An 18,606-nucleotide genomic window follows, 5' to 3' on the forward strand; every position below is an offset into this window, starting at 1 on the left:
CCCTAAGCAAATTTCGACATAAAAAGCCGATTTTTCCTACACTAAGGATTATCGGCTTATGGTATTTTGTATTTTTTGAATTGTATTTATGATTTAGTGAATTTAGTTTTAAGTATTTCGAAATAAATCTTGGGTGGAATAGTAATCAAAAAATCTTAAAAAACTTTCCAAAGGAGATAATGTACCGTGAGGTACACTTATCAAAATGGAAACAATATGCCCTAAGACCCACTTCCCCGTAAAAAAAAGAGGAGCTAGATAATAATAAAGCTAAGTGTCGATAGGATTTAGGTCTATATCAGTATTGACTCTTCTGAACAATTTTCATTCTCTGTGGTGCAGGACTGTTTTTGTCCTGCATGGATGGCTAAAGGGTGCTATAATTGAATAAGCACACAAATAAAAGGACCGGACCTATCGGTCCTTTTTGAATAGATTACTAAACCTATTTTCCATGTTTGAAAGGTTTGAATTTTTTTTTGAAGGATTGGATTCCACGGTTTCGAAAAAAACTTCCAAATTTTCTAAACTCATATGGTATCTATTATTTTTATCAAACTGTATTAGATTGTCGTTAACCTGATTTTGTGAATGAAGATGAGAAAATGCGCTGGAAACCATTTGCTGATTGTACAATTGTTCATAATGTTTTACCTGCTCCCGTAAAAACCTTATCTCGTCGTTTTTCAGTCTTAACTCCTCACTTTCATCTTTTCTTCGTTTGAGATCTTCTTTTAATTTCTTAGCCTCATTATAAAGCTCAATGAAAGTTGCCTCGATGAAGTGAAGCTCATTAACTATTTTGTTCTTGTCATTTTTGTACACTTCAAATATTTGTTCAATATTTGGAAAGTATACATCATCACTTTCTGTCAATCCGATAATCCTTGGGATTGGCTTGTTTAATTCTTTGATTGTATCAGGTATACGCCTGCTCCATGTATTCCTGCCAATGCCAGTTTCCCTTTCTAAGAAAAGATAAGTTAGTTTTTGCCCTTTAAATTTGTTTTTAATTTGTAACGCCATTTCTTTAAGCTGTTCGTCACTATAGTTGGAAGGTCTGCCTTTGCCAGTCTGTCCATCTTGTGATTTAATCATATCTGTCCTCCTCCATCAATTTTGAATCGACCATTGCTTTTTGATTCATGTATTTTACCAGATTCATTGAATTTGCTTTTAATATTTCTTCAGATCTAGGATGGCCAGAAAGGTGTGATGAACTGCATTGTTTCTTCATAATTGAAAGAATCTCATTCATGCGCTGATTAAGGAAGGTGGAATAGTCCTGTAGCCATTTTATCCCTTGTTCGTATTTCTCAATAACTGGTTTAAAGACATAATTGTTGCACATCCTGCAAGCCTCGACACATGAGGAAGGGAAGATTTCACTTTTCTCCTTACAATAACCGTATTCTACTTTTAACATTTTTAAGGTGTCCTGGTCATTGTAAATTTTTCCTCTATCGTATGCATCCCTTCTCCATCCAATAAATCCCTCGGGAATTGTATCTGAGATTTTTCGTTCCAGCATGTGCTGGGCCAGTATGTAGACATACGATTGAGAAAAATGTTCCGCATGAGAGTAGTAATTCTCCTGTGTGGCAATTACATCATGACCTGCCATTCTGGCTATGGAAAGCATGTTAAATCCCTGTAAAAACATATTGATAATCGCGAAGTGCCTGGTATCTCCCGGCTTGATTTTCTCAAGACTTGTTTCCGAATATACCCCTTCAACGACCTCGGTATAAAACTCTTGTAGTAAAAGATCAAAATTGTACAGTGTCACCCTATTAAATGCTTGACGTCTGGGTCTTTTCCGGAATAATTGGTAAAAATCCCGCGGGAAAAGGTAATCATCCTCGATACCCAGTTCTATTAGTTTTAATTTGTAGGAAGAGATAATCTGGTACGTTTTACGATCAATTTGGATGGAATCGTAACGGATTACCCTGTCAGGTGAGTCATTTTCATTCTTGATTCTTGGCACTTTAAGCCACATGCTTCCATCTGGTCTATGTTCCAGGCAGTCTTTATTCGTCAAAAGGAACTCTGTTGGTCGCTGAGGTATGATATTCGTAATAAGCCACCAAATCATAATTGGCATAAATTTTAGAGTCAACTCGATCGGCTTAGTCTGAAAAAAATCATTTACAATATCATTGAATATCAATACATCATGGAAATGAGGTAAATCCCTGTTACCATATATTGCAAAAGGCGCGGTGTTACAGATGCCTAATATTTCTTCTCCTTGTTCACAGGGAAAAAAACTGATGAAGTTCTTTAACACATTTGAAAGTTTATAGGCCCGCGGCGCTGACATTGACAACATTGTTTGTTTGATCCTGTCTGTTTTTTTAAAACCATTTGATACCCTTATCGTTTTTTTGAGGAGTTGGAGTTCATCGTAACAATTATGCGGGCTGACTCCGGATGATCTCCGTAAGATGATAAAGGCTTTAACAGCTTGGTTTAATACTCCAAAAATTTCTATATTAAATACCAATCGGAAATCGTTTGCCTTTATTGGGCAGGGCATAATCCACACATGGTCATTAAAAGAGTTTGCGGAAATATACCCATTTTCTTTCAAAGATGAAAAAGTGTTTAAATATCGTTCTTTTTCTGTATCATCATAATAAATTTGTTCGACTACCGTTACATTAGCATTGCCGAACAAATCTTGAGAAAGTTTTAATTCCAAGTTGTTCTCCTTATTCAATATAAATTTTGTCAGCTAGTTGGCTAAGCTTATCACGTACATGTTGTATTTCTATAAATGCCTCAACATAATCCTCCCCGAAAAAGTCGATTCCTTCGTCAAGTAGGAGTAATAAATTTAAAAGAAAGTACGATTCCTTTCTTCGGACGGCATCATGTTGAGTGGCTTCAATGGAATTAATTAAACGGTCGAATTCTCCACTCAGTTCGATAAATAAATAATTTTTAGGGATGATGTTTGGGCATGAATAACACGAGTTTAATCGTGGGTATTCACAAACAGGATGCGTAATACACTGGGCATTTTCTGTCTTTGAAGACATTTCCCCCTTAAAAATCTTTATTATTGTTTCTTTAAGAGATTCCTTTCTCAGATTCGCCAATCTGGTTATAACAGAATTTCTCTTTTGCTTAATTTGTAATAGAAATTGCGCCCACCTTTCGGTGTGAAATGGACTGCCTAACTCGTTTCTAAGGGTCGAAATTGCCACTGTTTTTTCTTCCATTGTTCGGGTCACATCATCCTTTTCACTAGTCAATAATATTAGATAATTATACAGCCAACCGAAATGCCCTCGTCGGAACAGGTTAGAAGACACTTGATTCAAGGTGTCGTCCTTGTTCGTGGCTTTCACATAAATAGCTGTAGTCTCCGCCCTATTATGGGACCTTACCCTTTGAGTAAGTTCTAGAGCCACATCTGCGTCGTTGCCGTCCTCATCGCTTATACTATAAAACAGGTAAGTCATCGTACTGTTATTAAACTTCAAGCTTTTAAAGGGTTCAAGGTTCGATTCGTTTTTAAAAAAGGAATGGTGTTGATCTTTCCCAGACGTAGCCACTGATTTAAATTTTTTTCCTCTGAAGAATGATTCAAGGAGAAATGAATGCCCGTTTTTTTGCCTATGTAATTCTGAAATAATTAATGCAGTGGATAATGGCTTAACCAGTCCCGGTTCGACCAAAAACGTGACAAGCGTATTCGTTTTACTGGTCCTAATTGACCGGAAATGCAAGTACAACTGATTAATGACCTTTTGGCACTGTGTCATTGTTAAAACATTTGTATTAAACCAGGCCAAAGAATCGACCTGAATAGACGATATATCGATTTTTGGCGTATTATAAACAATGTCGGATGCCCTCCAAACGTCTGTAAGATGCATTATTGTAAATGCCCACATGTTTGCGTAATATTGATCGTTAATGGCATTTGGCAAATGCAACGCTATATCTTTTACATATTTATAGTAAGAAAAAAAAACTTCAGGGGAGTAAATTTCCTTATCCTTATCTTCATTGGTTTTCGTTTTAGAAACCACATATTTTTTCGGAACCTGCTGACCATAGTAAGAGTAACAATATTCATAAAAATGATTGAAGATGCGTTTCTTATGGTCGTTTGTTATTTCATTGGTCATAATCGAATCTATAAGACTAACATCTAACTCGTACAAATTTTTTTCAAGAGTACTTAAGATTTCGAACACTGACTGGTAGTAACCAAAAAAGGATTGAATATGGTTTGGAGCGCCTCTTAATTTGCTCAATTTGAGCTTACAGAAATCCACAAATAAATCCTGCGTTTTCCTTAAACGATAAGGTAAAGGGAAGGCATTCATAAATTTTAATATCTCTTCTAAAGCGTCCTTATTCGTATAGATGTCTACCTTTTTTTTGTAAAGCCGCTGGTTATTGTTCTTAATAAAAGCATTTGCCTCTTCAATTGGTATATAATAAACTCCTCCAACCTTTTGGGCATTTGGAAACAACTGCTTTTTTCTAATCTTATTCCGTAATGTTCGCAATGATAATCCGGTCTTTTCAGCTATTATTTTAAGTTGTAATGTATTGGCTGGTTTCGAAACTGCATTTCTTTTATCACTCAAAGAAATGCAACGTTGTTCCTTATAATCCTCGATTGATTCCATCGGAATCATCCATTTAGTTCTGCGTGGGGTATACGGAACTTTCACGGCACCCTTAATTTTTCCAAACTTTATTTGTTGTGATACGGTAGTCTTATTAATTTGTAGTAATTCAGCAGCCTTACTGGTGTCCACATAGTTTTCTAACACCGGATATTCCGTAATTTTAAGTTGTAATGTATTGGCTGGTTTCGAAACAGCCTTTTTTTTATCACTCAAAGAAAGTTGGCGTTGTTCCTTATAATCCTCGATTGATTCCATCGGAATCATCCATTTAGTTTTGCGCGGGGTATACGAAACTTTCACGGCACCCTTAATTTTCCCAGAATTTATTAGTTGTGATACGGTAGTTCTATTAATTTTTAATAATTCAGCAGCCATAATGGTGTCCACATAGTTTTCTAACACCGAATATTCGCTAAGAATTGTTTTATCTTCTTTACGATTTATAAGGTCAAATATAAAGGTCAAGTCCTTCATATGTATATAGGGTGTTCCCATATGTGTAATGTAAGGTATTTTTGTTTTCCAATAATGAAAATCAAAATTGAGATTTAATTTTTTCTTAGCCTCGTTTATCCTTATGTATTCATTCGGATTAAAACTATCGAAATAACCGATGGTTTGCTTAATATCCTCAATAGAATCGGATTTAAAAAGAAATTTATCTTTATACAGATGGTAATTTACGAGTAAGCCACTTTTGATTAATCTAAAGATTTTTTCCGATCTCACACCTAATATGCTGCTCAGCTGTTTAATGTCTATACAAGCTTCCTCATTAACATAGCCACTTAACCTTTTTATCTCATCAATGGAACTGAGAGGGATATAGGTATTTTTCCCGTATTGTACACTAGTTTTAATCCAGCCTCTTTTAATCCAATTCAAAAAAGTTTCATGGCTGATTTTAAAGAACTCAAGAAAATCCTTGAGCCTCATGTACTCATCAGTATTTATATATTCCGATATTCTCCTTTATCACTGGAATGGCATTCTTTGGGATTAGGGTTTTATTATCAACTTCAATCAAAGGAACTTTTCCCTCGGATATCCATCTGATGATAGTGCTATGGGTGACATTTAAAACTCTTGCGAGTTCAGACTTTGTCAGATATTTAGATATATTCTGCACGTATTATTACTCCTTATGTGTTTTGAGGTTTTCTATGAGCTTTGGAATATATGCTTCATGCATATGATTAAATTTTTGTTCCAGTTTCTTTCGCAATCGTTCGGTCCTAGACATATAAGATAGGGAAGAAAGTAGGCTTTTATCGCCTCGTGGAAATGCAATATCGTATGGATTTTCAGCAATCTCTGCTAACATATTTGTAAAGGTTCCTCTTCCAATATGGGTCGACCAACTCATCATGCTCAAATGGTGGGCAAGTAATTTATCTTCGCTGTCCCCATAAGTTTTCAGGTATTCAATGAAGCTTCTTTTTAACTTATCGAAATATTGACGGTAACTCCGTCCAGACATTGCATTTCCGTCCCTATTTACGAAAAGGGCATTGGTGTTATCCATCGCCTTAAATAATTCTATATGATCATTGAATAGGGATTCACCCCAATCCTTAATCTGAAAAATTCTTTGACTCCTAGTTCGCTTTACATAGCTGCTGCCCGCACTATCCTTAAGGTCAGAACGAAAATATTGATTCTTAACATCAAAAAGAAAATCCCCGTTCACTATTCGTCTTTTCACTTGAGTTCGTTTTAGATTAACCACTTCTCCCACTCGAAGACCACCGAATAACTGCATATAAACGCCTAGAGCAATAGGCATTGCTTCCAGAATAGCGATTTCTAATAGGAGAGGGATGTATTTGATGGGGAATGCATGCTCTACTTTTGGAGGTTGATATTCTGGATAAATCACCTGGAAAGGAGACTCGTAATAGATTGTGCCATGCATTGTTTCCTTTTTGACAAAGCTACTTTTATCTATGCCGTTAATAACACCCTTACCGATTAACCAAAGATAGAAATAGGTGAGCGTCCTTTCACTGTCTTTTACTGTTACTCTGGACTGTCCTTCCGAAGTTAACGTATTAAGGTACTTACTCCCGTCCGCCAGTTTTAAATTAGACAGTGAGTGTATCCGCATACTGCGCCTGTTAACAAGTAAGTAATTAAGGAATTTCACGGTGTTTAACGCATGTTTCTTTTGCGTGTTGAACTTTCTTGCCTGCCAGTAATGTAAAATAAAATCTGTCATTGGATGAATGATATGGGTGCCTGTATGTAGATTTTTTAGTCCGATCACAGCGAACTGTTTTTTTATAACTTTACCGTCGCTTAATTTTCCCCAATCAATCCATACAGGAATCATGATAAATTTATAATTTTGTAGAGTTGCTATTTTTGAAGTATGCGAATTGACCATTTGCCCTCCAATAAGTTATATTTATGTACAATATTTTCTGAAAAGCGAATAAATTGGATATGTTATGTTTTCTATAATATCAATCTGACGCTTTTTGTACAGTAATATTTTTGTAAAAACTCTTAAAATCCTTTTTTGATAATTTACAACCTAATTATTTTTGTACAAAACAATTTTGTGCAATATTATGGAGATAAAAAGAATGGGATGGTCGTGATGGAGTTATCTTTCGTTCAAAAAAATATGATCCCAGAAATCGGGATAAAATTGTATTTCCATCGCTAATTCTCGATGCGGTTAAGGAGGAATCTTCATGTTAAAAAAGATTGTGGAACTGCCAACAGATAAAAAAATTGCCGGAGTTCATTGTATACCGATAACGAAAGATGGCAATATCGTAATGGCCTGGGATAAAGATGAACAGGTCTTAACGACGATTGGCGGGAGAATGGAGGGGGAGGAAACGCTTGAGGAAGCCCTTGATCGTGAACTGATGGAGGAGGTTGGGCTAGTAGTTAGCGGAGAAAGGCAGCCTTTTGCCGCTTGGTACTGGGAATCAACAGATACCTATACAGTGTGGCTGTTGGCAAAAGTAGATTATTTTGTCCCATATGAATTTGAAAATGAAAAAACAGGGTATGTTATTTTTAATTTTGAAACAGCTCGGCAGATGATTAAACAAATAGAAGGGGACAGCCGATTTAGGATTGAAATTTTAACAATGGCCGAGGATTGTGCAAAGCATTATATATCGGCGTAAAGTTTTGGGTACTTACATAGGTGATACTTATAACAGACTTTCTCTAGGAGCGGAAGTCTTTTTTTCTTTGAAATAGAAGGAAATAAAGTGTGAATAAAGAACTATTCAATAAAAGGGATTTTTAATGATTGCAGAAGAGGTGAGCAAATGCATCAAGAAAAAATCAGTAGCCAGAATCAAAAAAGCTGGAGCCAATCAGCTTACCAGGCCTGGGTGAATCGGCATGGATTTCCAAATGAATATGCGCAAACGTTGAAAAAAGATCCTGTTAAAGCTGTTTCACATTATTTGCCTTATATGGGTGATGTGAAAGAGAAGAAGATTGCTAATTTACTTGGTTCTAAAGGAAATAAAGCTGTATCTCTTGCATTATTGGGTGCCGATGTGACGGTTGTCGATATTTCATATGACAATCAAAAATATGCATTAGAGCTGGCAAATGCGGCAGGGGTAAAAATCAAATACATTGTGTCAGATGTATTGATGATTCCGGAAGAAGAGAAGCTGGCCGACTTTGATTATATCTTATTAGAATTAGGCGTTTTACATTATTTTGTTGATCTTGAGCCGCTTTTTGCATTAATTTTTAATGCTTTAAAACCAGGCGGAGTTTTTATTCTAAGGGATTATCATCCTTTTGCCTCAAAAGTAGTGGATATGGGTGAAAACGGAAATTACTTTGATGAAACGGTGATAGAAGGGGATGTTGCCTATAGCAGTCTTCTTTCTGAAAGGGAAAGATTCTCTTTGGAAAAAGTACTGGTTCGCCGCTGGACATTAGGGGAAGTCGTCACCTCGGTTGTTCAGGCAGGATTAGAAATCAAAAAATTAGAGGAAGAAAAAGGTGTGAGGTGGGCTTTTTCTGACGGGGCACCGGCAGGTATAGAAAACAGGGTTCCGGGTTTGTTTACAATGATCACTAGTAAGCCATTGAAGGAATAAATCTATACTGACATTTCCTTGCCACAAAAATGACGGAATTTTGAACTTCTTAATGGATTTATGTATCTAAAAATAGGAAATGATAAAATAAGGTAACTTCTAATGAATCGAGGACAGAAAATGAAAGAATGCCTGAGGATCCTTATAGGTATAATTGCTGTCGTGATATTTGTAATACCCGCTACCCGTTTATATAAATTTAACAAAGAATTAAATAATGCTAAGAAGGATAACGTGTTATCGGAACAACTTGTGGAGCACTGGTACAAAAATTTTTATACCATTATTGCTTTTATTGTGGTCGGAATGATATTAGCGTTGCTGTTTAGTTTTTTGTCTTAAAGAAAAAGTACTTTCCTCGATTGGGGTAAAGTGCTTTTTTCTTTTTTTGAGACATAGACAAAATAATAGAGGATTGTAAATAATGATGAAAGCTTGTAAAATAGGTCACAAAATTATGAAAATATTAGAATTTGAAAGGAGAGTGTTAAAAATAACCATTTATATTGCGTTGTTTCGAGGAATTAATGTTGGCGGCCATAATATCATCAAAATGGCTGAATTAAGAAATCTTTTTCAAACAATACAGCTTAAAAACGTGAAGACATATATTCAGAGCGGGAATGTTGTGTTTGAGTCTGAAGAGGAGGAAAAGACCTTACGAAATCGATTGGAACAGGAAGTTGCAAAAACATTTGGGTTTCCTGTCTCCATTATTTTGAGAACTTCTATACAGATTGAAAAGATTATTCAGCAATGTCCGTTTCCGGTTGACCATTTGTTAGAGGGAGAAAGCGTTCATGTTCCTTTTTTAGAGGAAGAACCAACTCAGGAAGCGGTGGATCGTTTAAGGCAATTTGAAAATGATGATGAACAGTTCCTGCTGATAGGGAAAGAGATGTACTTATTTTTTCGAAAAAGTATCCGAGATTCAAAGCTGGCGGTGCAGGTTCAGAGGGTTGGTGTGCAAGCAACTGTACGGAATTGGAGAACAACGGTTAAGCTTGATTCAATGGCAAAGGAAATGAAAAACGAATAAAAGAGGGGATGGCAAAGATGAAAAAAAGACCGGAATTCAAGGAGTATAATCCATTTTTTGCAACTTACATTGGCTTAGTCTCAGAAGGTGATATCGAGCAAATTATTAGCGAGCAAATAAAAGGAACGGTGGAACTTCTTAAAGGATTAACAGTAGAACAAGCCCATTTTCGATATGCTCCTGACAAATGGACGATAAAAGAAGTGATTGGCCATATCACAGATACGGAAAGAATAATGGCATATCGTCTTCTAAGCATTGCGCGGGGGGAGAAAGTGGCATTGCCAGGTTTCGATGAACAGAGCTATGTACTTCACGCTGCCTTCAACCAATTATCGGTTGAAGAACTTCTTGAAAATTTGGAAGCCGTACGTCATTCCACCGCTCTTTTACTTAAAAGCTTACATGAAGATGCTTGGCAGCGAACAGGAAATGCCAATGGTTCCGAAGTAACCGTCCGGGCCCTTGCATACATCATAGCAGGACACGAACTCCATCACCGTAACATCATCCAAGAGCGCTACATGGGTGCTGAAAACTACCCGCAAACTTGATTGGGTGCGGACACCACATGTGGATTGTACACAATCTGTGGACAACGTTATGTTATGTAAGCTTGAGTATATATAAAAGTTTTGGCTGAATTACGAGTGGTGTCTATGAGTGGTGTCAGGCACCACTCGTGGACATTTGGCCTTTTTGTACGCGGCAGGTGGACAATTCTATTGCTTTTCTTCAATTATTGGCATTATGAAGCATTTATGCCTACAATAGAGGGGACGAAAATAGGCAGGCGAAGAGAGGTATAGAGAATTGGAAAATAATACTCAAAAAAAGGATATACGATTAGTTGCACTAGATATGGATGGAACGCTTCTCAATGAAAATCAGGAAATCTCCCAAGCGAATCGGGAGGCCATCACGAAAGCACGAGAAAGTGGTGTTCATGTTGTATTAAGCACGGGACGGCCATTTATTCACGTGGATGAATATGCGCGTTCCCTCGAGCTGAATTCCTTTATCATTACGGTAAATGGAGGGGAAATTTGGGATAGCAACGGCAATTTATTGGAAAGAAATTTACTTCAAGTCGAGGAAATCAAAATGATGTGGGATTTGAAAAATCGCCATCAAACGAAGTTTTGGGCTCTTACAGTGGATAAGGTATTCCGAGAGGACTTTCCTGAGGACATGGCATTATCAGAGCACCAATGGTTGAAGTTTGGATTTGATGTGGAGGACGATGATGTTCGCAATACGATTATACAAGAGTTGAACAAGCATAAGCTCCAAGTCACAAATTCAAGTCCGACGAATTTAGAAGTAAATCCGTACGGTATTAGTAAGGCGAAAGCACTGGAAAAAGTCTGCAAGCGCATCGGTATTACGATGGATAACGTAATGGCAGTAGGCGACAGCCTTAATGATATCGCGATGATTGAGAGCGCCGGTATAGGAGTGGCAATGGGGAATGCTCAGGAAACGGTGAAAAAAGCAGCTGATTGGGTAACGGCTACAAATGAAGAGGATGGCGTCGCCAAAGCAATTTTACAGTGGGTTTTGTAAATAAAGACGGGGAAAATGCCTAATCTAATGTGGAAAAGGCGCTTATTGGGTTTATTTTGTGGGCCAGGTGGACACCAGATCCGTTATCTGTGATAAATGGGGTCAAATTTTGATGTTTGCGGACACTGGTTCCCTTATCATGTAAAAAAGCAGTGACTTCGTCGTGTTTTTTCGTAAATAACGGACTCAGTGTCCACTTGCCCCTTTAAATAAGGGGAATTTATCAAAATAACGGATTCAATGTCCGCTTTTAACAGTATTATAGACTACAGATATACATACGAAGGGATGAGCGAGAATGACAGAAGGCTATGTTTCGGTAACTGGTGGAAAAGTTTATTATAAAAAAGTGGGAAACGGTGAAAAAACACCTGTGATTCTTTTGCACGGGGGACCAGGTGGGACACATGTTCCGTTCTTCAAACTGGAGGAACTGGGAGATGAGCGCCCTGTTATTTTTTATGATCAGCTTGGTTCCGGAAGATCGGACAAGCCGGATGATCTATCCTTGTGGCATGTGGAGCGGTTCGTGGAGGAGCTTGGTCAAATTAGGGAAGCACTAGGACTTTCACAGCTGCATATTTTAGGACATTCATGGGGAACCATGCTTGCTGCTAGTTATTTATTAACAAAGCCAGAAGGGGTCAAAAGTGTCATCTTTTCAAGCCCTTGCTTAAGTGCACCAGAGTGGGAGCGAGATCAGGAAGTTCATTTAAAACAGCTTCCGCAGGATGTTCAGGATATTTTAGCAAAACATGAACGTGAAGGTACAACCGATTCAGAAGAATATAAAACGGCGATGAAGGAATTTAATAAACGGTTTGTATATCGCCTTGAATCCAAGCCAAAAGAAACGGAAACCGAATATGCAAAATCGAATGCAGTGGTTTACAACACAATGTGGGGACCTTCTGAATTTTGTACAACCGGGAACCTCAAAAGCTTCGATGTAACGAACCGATTAAAGGAGATTCAGATTCCTGCCCTCTTTACATGCGGCCGTTTTGACGAGGCTACACCAAGCACTGTAGAAGCACAAAGCCGCAAGCTTCCGGGAGCGAGATTCCATGTATATGAAAACAGTGCTCACTTAGCTTACTTGGAAGAGCCGGAAGAATATATTCGGGTCGTAAGAGAATTCTTAGCCAGCGCAGATTAACATGGCGCTGTGATGTTATGTATGAGGGTGAAAGAGCCCCGTTTTTTAATAAGGTGTCAGGCACTCAAAATGGACAAAAGTGTTCATTTTAGTTATTGCCTGGCACCTTTTTGCATAAAAAGGCAATGAAATAACCAACTTAATAAGTAAGTAGATTTATTTATGATTGAGTGGGTGGTTATGAAACTTGCTTTTTTTATAGACGTGTGGATGATTGGGTTGATTTCTTTTTGTTTGTTAAAGAAGAAGCGAAATAAATTAGAAAATCTCTTTATTTTAATGATCGCAGAATTTGTTTTCTCATGCTACTATGCCATTCTTTATATAAATTTAGATGTATGGACCATTGGGAAGAGTGCGGAACTTTTTATCATTTTTCGATTATATGAGGTTTTACTAACTCCATTACTATTTTTGCTTTATTTTAATATGCTTCCAATGGTAAAGAAACAGTTAACGAAAATTTGCTTGACCGCCCTACTAATTGGAATTCTCCTTGGGGTTGAATGTTGGTTGGTATTATGGAATGTAATTATTTATATCAACTGGCAAGCGTGGAAGTCACTGCTAGTTTTCGTTTTCACGACGGTCTTATTCGGCATTTTAATAAAATCGTTTCAATTTTTCGAAAAAAAGTTGGGTTAAACACTTCGTTTGGATAATTATTTTTATAAACACTGAATACCAATTCCATAAATAAGGGGCTGAAGAGAGAAAATGCTGCCGCTTCCGCAAAAATTTGATGAAAATGAATGGTTTGTGATTATTGGAATTATCATTTCGTATACTATTGTTTTTCTATTACCAAAGAGGTTCCCTATTAGCATCTCGATTCTGCTGATGATGTTTGGATCTACGGTAGCAAGGATTTCGGATCATCTTTTAGCTGCCCCAAGAGTGGATATGTATAATTTAATGGACACTCCTAAGTTCGATCTTTTTGACCTTGTTTTATATCTTTTTTACGCCCCGTTCGCTTATCTTTTTATTTACTTTTTTGATAAGTTCAGAATCAAAGGTTTTACAATTTTATTTTATATCATCGGTTGCACACTGGTTGGAACCATGTTTGAATGGCTAACCAAGCAATTCCATGTGTTCATCTATGAGGGGTGGCAATTAGCTTACTCTTTTACTGTCTACTTCATCATTCAATCCCTAACGCTCCTTCTCTTTAAGTGGTGTCAGGCACCATCTGTAGACAATTAGGAATATTGTCCTTGTGTGGAGGACAGTTTATTTTTATAGGATTTGAAATGGTATTTCCCTCCAAGTAATGCAAAACTAATTTTGGATAATAGATCCATATTAAAATTTTAATAAAATTAAGAAGGATTTATACGAGATTAGTCGAATTGAGTAAGAAAGCCACGCATTAATTTCCTTTTCACCCCTACATCCCATTTTCCAGTTAAAAAAATAAAGGAGTGATTTACTTGGTCCGTAAACGACGTTTTTGGTTTCCGGGGGCCAAATATCATATTACAAGTCGAGGCATTCGAAAAATGGACCTCTTTCTTGATGATCACGACCGCCTAGAATACCTTCACTTATTAACAGAGGTAAAACAACGTTACCCCTTTAAACTGCACACATATTGCCTCATGACTAATCATATTCACCTCCAAGTAGAAACCATTGAACATTCACCAAGCGATATTATGAAGCATTTGCACACAAAATACGCCAAATATTTTAACAAGCGATATGATTATGACGGTCATGTCTTCCAAAGCAGATATGGTGATGAACTCATCGATACTCCTGAATATGAGCTGGAGGTCAGTAAATACATTCACTTAAACCCACTGAGGGCAAATATTGTCAAGCATCCAGAGGACTACCCATGGAGCAGTTACCGCACTTATCTCCTCGGTGAGAAAAACCCGCTGATTACGACGGAAAAAATCTTCTCTTATTTTTACCCTCCCCTTGCTGAAAACTATAAAAGCTATTTAAACACCAATTATTCTAGACTGACATTTTTCCCGAATGGAAAATTAAATACTGCTATGACGAGTACCGATCCCTATTATCAATTCAGCAAAGGGTGGTGATGAATATGGCATCAACTGTATACAGCTTTGCGATTTCCGGTATTGATGGATATGTGGTGGAGGTCGAAACAGAAACATTAATCGGCCTTCCATCTGTATCGATTGTTGGTTTAGGGGATAAAGCGGTGAAGGAGGCGAAGGAGCGATTGGAGGTGGCGATAAGGCATGCTAATTATCTGTTTCCTCCTCAGAAAGTAGTATTCAATCTTGCCCCTTCTGATATGAAAAAAGCAGGTACTCACTTCGACTTGGCAATGGCAATAGGCCTTTTAATTAGAACGAACCAGATTCAAGTACCCTCTTTGCAAAAGGTTGGTTTTATTGGGGAGCTTTCATTAAATTCAACTATTCGTCCTGTATAGGGAGTGCTTCCGATGGTTATGAAGGCAAAGGAAGCAAGAATAACAAAATTATTCGTGGCTCGGGAAAATGTTGCGGAAGCTAGATTAGTAAAAGGAATAGAAGTAGTTGGGTGTGAAAAGCTGCAGGATGTTATTCAATTTTTAAACGGTGGTCAGCAAATATGTTCCGTTAATGATGAAAATAGCAGTGAGGACCTACCATTTTATAAAGACTTGGATTTTAAGGATGTAAAAGGGCAATCCCTTCTGATAGAATTTTTAGCCATTGCTGCGGCTGGCGGCCATAATTTTTTTGATGATTGGCCCACCTGGAGCTGGTAAATCAATGATTGCAAAAAGAATTCCAAGCATATTACCGAATATGACAGAAGAAGAGTCTTTAGAGGTAATGAAGATTTACAGTGTAGCAAATTTGTTAAAAACAAAATGTGCCCTTTTAACAGAGAGACCGTTTCGTGCACCGCATCATAATGCGTCAACAAATTCGTTAATTGGTGGAGGGACTTATGCCCGTCCAGGAGAAATTTCCCTTGCTCATAATGGCGTCTTATTTTTAGACGAAATGGGAGAGTTTAGTAGGAAGTCACTAGATTCTTTGCGGCAGCCACTAGAAGATAAAAGTGTGACGATTACAAGAGTATGGGGTTCCAACACTTATCCTGCAAACTTTATGTTAGTAGGTGCTATGAACCCTTGCCCCTGTGGTTATTTTGGACAGGAAAAATGTAGATGTACCGATTATGAAATTTTAAAATACCGGCAGAAATTATCAGGACCAATCATGGATAGAATGGATATTCAAAAATATGTCGGAATCGTGGATTTTTTTGATGAGGATTTACAAGGGAAAAGTTCAAGAGATATAAGAATAGTAATGGAAAAGGCTCGCAAATTACAGCAAGAGCGCTTTCGGGATGTACCTTCTATTAATTGCAACGCTCAGATGACACCTGCACACATTGATAGATTTTGCCGTTTAGATAGTGGAACGATCAGTCTGTTGCGGGTTGCGGCTGAACGCTTTCAATATATTGGCAGGGCAATTCACAAATACATTAAAATTGCCCGAACAATTGCAGATATGGAAGAAAGTGAGGATATTCGCTATGAACATATGAGAAAAAGCTTATTAAGCCGTGACTTGGAAAAGGATAAATTGGCGTTCATAAGGAGGTGAAACAATCTATATGAAGGTATATTGGATTTGGTTAAGTATACTGCCACATGTCGGCCCCGTTTTTCAAAAAAGACTGATTAAATACTTTCGATCACCGTTGTCGGTTTACAAGGCAGCTAGGGAAGAACTTGAGGCGGTAAAAGGACTTAATAAAAGGGTTATTTCCTCTGTATTAAACAATCGTTCTCTAAAAGATGCTGAAACGATTGCTGAAAAAGCAATAAAACAGGGGATTGGGTTACTTTCCTTCGATGATCCTTTATATCCAACTTCTGCTAAAATATGTCCAGAGTCTCCTGTGCTTTTATTTTATAAAGGGCATCTGAGACCATTTGAACACTCGATTGCCGTTGTTGGCTCAAGAAGATGTACAGCGTATGGAAGAAAGGTTGCGGAGGAAATAGGAAAGCAATTGGCAGGATTACATATTCCCGTTGTCAGTGGTCTTGCAAAAGGCATTGATAGTTATGCACATGCATCTTGCGTTCAACATGGGGGTACGGCAATCGCATTTCTTGCCGGTGGCGTGGATGTTTGTTACCCAAAGGAGCATTTCCGACTTTACCATGAAATTCTTGAAGCCGATGGTGCCATCCTTTCGCAATATCCACCGGGTACTTTACCAAAACCACCGTTTTTTCTGAGGCGTAATGCCCTTATTAGTGCCTGGTCTACAGAGCTAGTCGTGGTGGAAGCAGGGATGAGGAGTGGAGCTCTTTGGACCGAGAAATTTGCTGTTGGTCAAGGGAAAAAAATATATGCTGTTCCAAGCTATATTCATGTGCCAGAAGGTGTTGGAACAAATCAATTGCTTGCTCAAGGGGTGGAACCTTATCTGGGAATAAACAGCCTCGAAGCTATTCGCGATCTTAAAATGGAGTGCGAGCCGCCTAAAGAGCATGAACAATATAACCAAATATTATCCACACTTTCCGAATCATCTAACCCCCATACAATCTCCAGTTTGTCGGAACTCCTGAAAATAAATGAGCAATTATTAATGAATGAACTTTTTGATCTTGAATTGAATGGAAGAATTATTATACGCGGGAATGTAGTGAAAAAAGTATAATTCCATGTGCTTGAAGTGTCCACCAGATGTGGACACTTTTGCGTTTTGTCCACGAGTGGTGCCTGACACCCGTTGTAAACGTTTTCAGAAATTTTTTTATCTTTCGAGTAACGAAGGGGTTGACATGCGTTAACAATATCAATAGAATTGATTGTAATTTCCAAATTATTTATCAATTCAGAGAATGTTGCGAGAATACTTTTTTATTGGTATGTCCCGTTGCTTCAAGACAAGACATTTAGGAGGGATTTAGATGCTTAATGAGCCTATCGTTGCAAGCGTCGTCGTGTTAGCACTAGTAATGATTGGAGAAGTTATTTCTATTGTTAGTCGGGCAAGAGTTCCAATGCTATTCGTTGTTTTTTTAGGTTATTTACTTTCCCTTTGGGCAGGTATTATTCCTACCAATCTGACGGACAAGACCCCATTAACCGTTTTTGGAGGGCTTATGATAGCACCGCTTATTGTACATATGGGGACACTCATTCCGTTAAAAACATTAAAAGCACAATATAAATCTGTTATTATTGCGATTATCGGTATTATATTTGCTACTATTCTTATTCTTGCCATTGCAACTCCGATACTAGGTTATAAGACGGCAGCTTCGGGAATCGGGCCGTTAACTGGTGGAATTATCGCATTTGTTATTACATCAGAAAAATTAAAAGCAATCGGTATGACATCTATTATTGTTATTCCTGCACTTATATTAGCTTTACAAAGTATCCTTGGCTTGCCGCTCGCTTCCAATTTTTTAAGAAAGTATGGTGTGAAGCTGCGCGACTCACACAATATCGATGGGGAAGCAGCAAATGAAGTAGCGGCTGCAGCAGCAGAAACCTCTAAATCATGGATTCCGGAAAAATATGCAACCTCCGCAGTGCTAATTTTTCAATTATTTTTAGGTGGTGCTATAGCTGTTTTACTGGGAAAATGGACAGGCATTCATTACAGCCTATGGTCACTTGTTATCGGTTTTATTGGAATAAAAATTGGATTTTATCGAGAGAACATGATGCAAAGAGCCAATGCGTTCGGCATTGCAAATGCTGCACTGATTGTTGTATTATTACCATCTCTGAATTCCGTAACCTTTGATGTATTTTTACGTAATTTACCTGCAGTACTGCTTATTCTTGCAGTAGGGGCATTTGGTATTATTATTGGGGGTATTGTAGGATCAAAAATTTTCAAATGGGATAAATTCCTTGGCATCCCTGTTGCTCTAACAGCCCTATTCGGATTCCCGGGAGACTATATGATCTGCCAAGAAATCAGCCGTTCCCTGGCTCGCAATAAAAAAGAGGAAGAATGGTTGTTTTCTCAGTTGCTTACCCCTTTATTAATAGGTGGTTTTACAACAGTAACAGTAGCGTCGGTTGTGTTAGCAAGTGTATTAATGAAGACATTATAAAATAAAAATCC

20 protein-coding genes are annotated in these 18,606 nt (G+C 37.7%); 15 read left to right on the top strand and 5 right to left on the bottom strand.

The features are described from left to right. Positions 1–414: 414 nt before the first annotated feature. From NSQ59_RS03905 to NSQ59_RS03925, 5 genes are read right to left on the bottom strand one after another with little or no spacing between them, the layout of a single operon-like run. Positions 415–1,098: a hypothetical protein gene (locus tag NSQ59_RS03905; RefSeq protein ID WP_126649296.1), complete on the bottom strand. Its 684-nt coding sequence runs from the start codon at positions 1,096–1,098 to the stop codon at positions 415–417. Further along, positions 1,091–2,707, bottom strand: a complete 1,617-nt coding sequence (locus NSQ59_RS03910; protein ID WP_340829396.1) for a hypothetical protein — start codon at positions 2,705–2,707, stop codon at positions 1,091–1,093. Before NSQ59_RS03910 ends, NSQ59_RS03905 begins: the two co-directional genes overlap by 8 nt. 10 nt (positions 2,708–2,717) lie before the next feature. Then, positions 2,718–5,543 (bottom strand): helix-turn-helix domain-containing protein, encoded by a 2,826-nt coding sequence (locus tag NSQ59_RS03915; protein ID WP_340829398.1) that lies wholly within the window; start codon positions 5,541–5,543, stop codon positions 2,718–2,720. 58 nt (positions 5,544–5,601) lie between these two features. Then, positions 5,602–5,787 (bottom strand): helix-turn-helix domain-containing protein, encoded by a 186-nt coding sequence (locus tag NSQ59_RS03920; protein ID WP_340829400.1) that lies wholly within the window; start codon positions 5,785–5,787, stop codon positions 5,602–5,604. Between the two features lie 6 nt (positions 5,788–5,793). Next, positions 5,794–7,044, bottom strand: coding sequence for a hypothetical protein (locus NSQ59_RS03925; RefSeq protein ID WP_055738356.1), 1,251 nt, complete (start codon positions 7,042–7,044; stop codon positions 5,794–5,796). A 313-nt stretch (positions 7,045–7,357) separates the two neighbouring features. Here NSQ59_RS03925 and NSQ59_RS03930 point away from each other — a divergent pair, with 313 nt between their 5' ends. From NSQ59_RS03930 to NSQ59_RS04000, 15 genes are all read left to right on the top strand, one after another. Beyond that, complete coding sequence (locus NSQ59_RS03930; RefSeq protein ID WP_340829403.1) at positions 7,358–7,804, top strand: NUDIX hydrolase; 447 nt, start codon at positions 7,358–7,360, stop codon at positions 7,802–7,804. 147 nt (positions 7,805–7,951) lie between these two features. Then, entirely contained in the window at positions 7,952–8,746 is a 795-nt protein-coding gene (locus NSQ59_RS03935; protein WP_340829405.1) for a class I SAM-dependent methyltransferase, read from the top strand. A gap of 120 nt (positions 8,747–8,866) precedes the next feature. Continuing rightward, entirely contained in the window at positions 8,867–9,088 is a 222-nt protein-coding gene (locus NSQ59_RS03940; RefSeq protein WP_126649294.1) for a hypothetical protein, read from the top strand. A gap of 151 nt (positions 9,089–9,239) precedes the next feature. Continuing rightward, a complete protein-coding gene (locus NSQ59_RS03945; protein WP_340833129.1) occupies positions 9,240–9,785 on the top strand; it encodes a DUF1697 domain-containing protein in 546 nt (181 codons plus the stop codon). Positions 9,786–9,802: 17 nt separating this feature from the next. Further along, positions 9,803–10,339, top strand: a complete 537-nt coding sequence (locus NSQ59_RS03950; protein WP_340829407.1) for a DinB family protein — start codon at positions 9,803–9,805, stop codon at positions 10,337–10,339. Between the two features lie 259 nt (positions 10,340–10,598). After that, a complete protein-coding gene (locus NSQ59_RS03955) occupies positions 10,599–11,351 on the top strand; it encodes a Cof-type HAD-IIB family hydrolase (RefSeq protein WP_340829410.1) in 753 nt (250 codons plus the stop codon). A gap of 298 nt (positions 11,352–11,649) precedes the next feature. Then, positions 11,650–12,510 carry a proline iminopeptidase-family hydrolase gene (locus NSQ59_RS03960; RefSeq protein ID WP_340829413.1) on the top strand — a complete coding sequence of 287 codons (861 nt, stop codon included), beginning with the start codon at positions 11,650–11,652 and terminating at the stop codon, positions 12,508–12,510. Between the two features lie 180 nt (positions 12,511–12,690). Next, positions 12,691–13,155, top strand: a complete 465-nt coding sequence (locus NSQ59_RS03965) for a hypothetical protein (RefSeq protein ID WP_340829415.1) — start codon at positions 12,691–12,693, stop codon at positions 13,153–13,155. A 72-nt stretch (positions 13,156–13,227) separates the two neighbouring features. Next, positions 13,228–13,719: a hypothetical protein gene (locus NSQ59_RS03970; RefSeq protein ID WP_055738363.1), complete on the top strand. Its 492-nt coding sequence runs from the start codon at positions 13,228–13,230 to the stop codon at positions 13,717–13,719. 227 nt (positions 13,720–13,946) lie between these two features. After that, positions 13,947–14,567, top strand: coding sequence for a transposase (locus tag NSQ59_RS03975; RefSeq protein WP_126649289.1), 621 nt, complete (start codon positions 13,947–13,949; stop codon positions 14,565–14,567). A gap of 5 nt (positions 14,568–14,572) precedes the next feature. Continuing rightward, on the top strand, positions 14,573–14,929 hold the full coding sequence (locus tag NSQ59_RS03980; protein WP_340829419.1) for a magnesium chelatase domain-containing protein: 357 nt from the start codon (positions 14,573–14,575) through the stop codon (positions 14,927–14,929). 12 nt (positions 14,930–14,941) lie between these two features. Further along, complete coding sequence (locus NSQ59_RS03985; RefSeq protein ID WP_235950797.1) at positions 14,942–15,250, top strand: hypothetical protein; 309 nt, start codon at positions 14,942–14,944, stop codon at positions 15,248–15,250. Between the two features lie 4 nt (positions 15,251–15,254). After that, the gene (locus tag NSQ59_RS03990) at positions 15,255–16,106 is read left to right on the top strand and encodes a YifB family Mg chelatase-like AAA ATPase (protein WP_235950798.1); all 852 of its coding nucleotides are present in this window, start codon (positions 15,255–15,257) and stop codon (positions 16,104–16,106) included. Positions 16,107–16,116: 10 nt separating this feature from the next. Then, positions 16,117–17,178, top strand: a complete 1,062-nt coding sequence (locus tag NSQ59_RS03995; RefSeq protein WP_055738364.1) for a DNA-processing protein DprA — start codon at positions 16,117–16,119, stop codon at positions 17,176–17,178. 253 nt (positions 17,179–17,431) lie between these two features. After that, a complete protein-coding gene (locus NSQ59_RS04000) occupies positions 17,432–18,595 on the top strand; it encodes a hypothetical protein (protein WP_055738365.1) in 1,164 nt (387 codons plus the stop codon). Positions 18,596–18,606: the final 11 nt, after the last annotated feature.

It is taken from the genome of Margalitia sp. FSL K6-0131 (genome assembly GCF_038008735.1).
GTDB classification, from domain to species: Bacteria; Bacillota; Bacilli; order Bacillales; family Bacillaceae_C; genus Margalitia; species Margalitia shackletonii.

Excerpts from the sequence above, each read along its gene's own strand:
- NSQ59_RS03905 (WP_126649296.1), bottom strand. The coding sequence starts at position 1,098 with ATGATTAAATCACAAGATGGACAGACTGGCAAAGGCAGACCTTCCAAC.
- NSQ59_RS03925 (WP_055738356.1), bottom strand. The coding sequence starts at position 7,044 with ATGGTCAATTCGCATACTTCAAAAATAGCAACTCTACAAAATTATAAA.
- NSQ59_RS03930 (WP_340829403.1), top strand. The coding sequence starts at position 7,358 with ATGTTAAAAAAGATTGTGGAACTGCCAACAGATAAAAAAATTGCCGGA.
- NSQ59_RS03935 (WP_340829405.1), top strand. The coding sequence starts at position 7,952 with ATGCATCAAGAAAAAATCAGTAGCCAGAATCAAAAAAGCTGGAGCCAA.
- NSQ59_RS03940 (WP_126649294.1), top strand. The coding sequence starts at position 8,867 with ATGAAAGAATGCCTGAGGATCCTTATAGGTATAATTGCTGTCGTGATA.
- NSQ59_RS03950 (WP_340829407.1), top strand. The coding sequence starts at position 9,803 with ATGAAAAAAAGACCGGAATTCAAGGAGTATAATCCATTTTTTGCAACT.
- NSQ59_RS03960 (WP_340829413.1), top strand. The coding sequence starts at position 11,650 with ATGACAGAAGGCTATGTTTCGGTAACTGGTGGAAAAGTTTATTATAAA.
- NSQ59_RS03965 (WP_340829415.1), top strand. The coding sequence starts at position 12,691 with ATGAAACTTGCTTTTTTTATAGACGTGTGGATGATTGGGTTGATTTCT.
- NSQ59_RS03970 (WP_055738363.1), top strand. The coding sequence starts at position 13,228 with ATGCTGCCGCTTCCGCAAAAATTTGATGAAAATGAATGGTTTGTGATT.
- NSQ59_RS03980 (WP_340829419.1), top strand. The coding sequence starts at position 14,573 with ATGGCATCAACTGTATACAGCTTTGCGATTTCCGGTATTGATGGATAT.
- NSQ59_RS03985 (WP_235950797.1), top strand. The coding sequence starts at position 14,942 with ATGGTTATGAAGGCAAAGGAAGCAAGAATAACAAAATTATTCGTGGCT.
- NSQ59_RS03990 (WP_235950798.1), top strand. The coding sequence starts at position 15,255 with ATGATTGCAAAAAGAATTCCAAGCATATTACCGAATATGACAGAAGAA.
- NSQ59_RS03995 (WP_055738364.1), top strand. The coding sequence starts at position 16,117 with ATGAAGGTATATTGGATTTGGTTAAGTATACTGCCACATGTCGGCCCC.
- NSQ59_RS04000 (WP_055738365.1), top strand. The coding sequence starts at position 17,432 with ATGCTTAATGAGCCTATCGTTGCAAGCGTCGTCGTGTTAGCACTAGTA.